The 2,299-nt window shown below is 66.3% G+C and carries 3 protein-coding genes; all 3 read left to right on the top strand.

Annotation, left to right across the window (positions count from 1 at the left end; translation table 11 throughout):
* Positions 1-83 precede the first annotated feature (83 nt).
* Entirely contained in the window at positions 84-941 is an 858-nt protein-coding gene (locus JYJ84_RS34535; RefSeq protein ID WP_122947448.1) for an IclR family transcriptional regulator, read from the top strand.
* The gene (locus JYJ84_RS34530) at positions 938-1,735 is read left to right on the top strand and encodes an SDR family oxidoreductase (protein WP_122947447.1); all 798 of its coding nucleotides are present in this window, start codon (positions 938-940) and stop codon (positions 1,733-1,735) included. Before JYJ84_RS34535 ends, JYJ84_RS34530 begins: the two co-directional genes overlap by 4 nt.
* Positions 1,728-2,299 (top strand): thiamine pyrophosphate-binding protein (locus tag JYJ84_RS34525; protein WP_275890766.1); only part of this gene is annotated, 572 nt, incomplete at its 3' end. The genes JYJ84_RS34530 and JYJ84_RS34525, both read left to right, overlap by 8 nt.

Here is a 2,299-nt window from a genome sequence, read left to right as displayed (position 1 = left end):
GCCGGCTACGTGGAAGCACCGGCCGTTTATTCCGCACTGATCGACACGTTCTGCCGTCAGTGCGACCAACAGCGGGGACTGGCATGAACGAACCGCTGCAACAACCCGATTCCGAAAACGGCAAGGCCGAAGCGAGCTACGTGGTACCCGGCCTCGAACGCGGGCTGCGGATTCTCGCTGAATTCTCGCCGCGCGAGCCCGTGCTCGGCGCGCCGGAATTGTCGAAGCGGCTCGGCATTCCGCGCACGACGGTGTTCCGTCTGCTGCAGACGCTCGAATCGCTCGGCTTCCTCGAGCGCGCGGACAAGGATCGGAACTACAAGCTTGGCATCGCCGTGCTGCGGCTCGGCTTCGAATACCTGAGCTCGCTGGAGCTGACCGATCTGGGCCTGCCCGTGATCGAGAGCCTGCGCGACGCGACCGGCTTCACGACGCACATCGTGATCCGCGACGGCCGTGATGTGGTGTTCGTCGCGAAGGCGCAAAGCCAGGCGCCGGTGTTCAGCTCGATCCGCGTGAACGTCGGCACCCGCTTGCCCGCGCATGCGACGACGCACGGCCACGTGCTGATGGGCGACCTGTCGTTGAAGGAACTGCATGCGCTGTATCCGGAAGGCGCGCTGAACCGGATGACGAGTGCGACGCCGGAAACGGTCGATGCGCTGTATGAAGTGATCCGCGAGGATGCGCTGCGCGGTTACGGCGTCAGCAACTCGTCGTTCGAGCGCGGCATCTCGGTCGTGACGGCGCCGGTGCGCAACGAGACGCAGAGGATCGTCGCGTGCATCACGGTGACGGTGCCGCGCCCGGAGATCGACGCGGCGCTGATCGCGGACGGCCTGATCGACAAGGTGCAGCGCGCGGCGGCGGAACTGTCGCGGCGGCTCAATTACCGCTCGGATGACGAGCACACGTTTCTCAAGGCTTTAGGACTCCGATGATTCAGATCGATCTGACCGGGCAGGTGGCGGTGGTGACGGGCGGTTCGTCCGGCATCGGCCTAGCGACTGCCGAACGGTTCCTGCAGGCGGGCGCATCGGTGGCGATTTGCGGCCGCGACGGCGAGCGCCTGGCGCGCGCCGAAGCGATGCTCGTTGAAAAATACCCGGGTGCGCAACTGCTCGCCGCACGTTGCAACGTGCTCGACGAGCAGGATGTGGCTGCATTTGCGCAAGCGGTTTCGACACGCTTCGGCCGTGCCGACATGCTGGTCAACAACGCCGGCCAGGGCCGCGTGTCGACCTTCGCCGACACGACCGACGACGCGTGGCGCGAAGAGCTCGAACTGAAGTATTTCAGCATCATCCGCCCGACCCGCGCGTTCCTGCCGCTGCTGCGCGACGCGCAGGCGCCGACGATCACCTGCGTGAACTCGCTGCTCGCGCTGCAGCCGGAGCCGCACATGGTCGCGACGTCGTCGGCGCGTGCGGGCGTGCTGAGCCTCGTGAAGTCGCTCGCGACCGAACTCGCGCCGCAGCGCATCCGCGTGAACTCGATCCTGATCGGCATCGTCGAGTCGGGCCAGTGGCGCCGCCGTTACGAAACGCAGGCGCAGTCCGGCGAAAGCTGGGAGGACTGGACGGGCGCGCTCGCCCGCACGAAGAACATTCCGCTGAACCGCTTCGGCAAGCCTGACGAGGCCGCCTGGGCACTCTTTTATCTCGCAACGCATCTGTCGTCCTACACGACGGGCAGCCATATCGACGTTTCTGGAGGCTTTGCACGCCATGTCTAAAAAAACCACGGTTGGCGAGCTGATTGCCGCCTTTCTCGAGCAGTGCGGCGTGAAGACCGCATTCGGTGTCATCTCGATCCACAACATGCCGATCCTCGACGCGATCAACTCGCGCGGCAACATCCGGTATGTCGGCGCACGCGGCGAAGCGGGCGCATTGAACATGGCCGATGGCCTGGCCCGCGTGTCGGGCGGCCTCGGCGTCGCGTTCACGAGCACCGGCACGGCGGCGGGCAACGCGGCCGGCGCGATGGTCGAGGCGCTGACGGCAGGCACCGCGCTGCTGCACGTCACGGGGCAGATCGAGACGCCGTACCTCGACCAGGATCTCGCGTACATCCACGAAGCGCCGGACCAGCTGTCGATGCTGCATTCGATCTCGAAGGCCGCGTTCCGCGTGCGCACGGTCGAAACCGTGCTGCCGACGATCCGCGAAGCCGTGCGCATTGCGCAGACGGCGCCGACGGGCCCCGTGTCGGTCGAGATTCCGATCGACATCCAGGCCGCTGAGATCGAATGGCCGGAGGACCTCGCGCCGGCACACGTCGCGGTGCGCGAGCATGA

Source organism: Burkholderia sp. LMG 13014 (genome assembly GCF_905232215.1).
In the GTDB taxonomy this organism is placed as follows: Bacteria; Pseudomonadota; Gammaproteobacteria; order Burkholderiales; family Burkholderiaceae; genus Burkholderia.
Note: the sequence above shows the minus strand (reverse complement) of the source record. Positions and strands in the feature narration are given on the sequence as shown.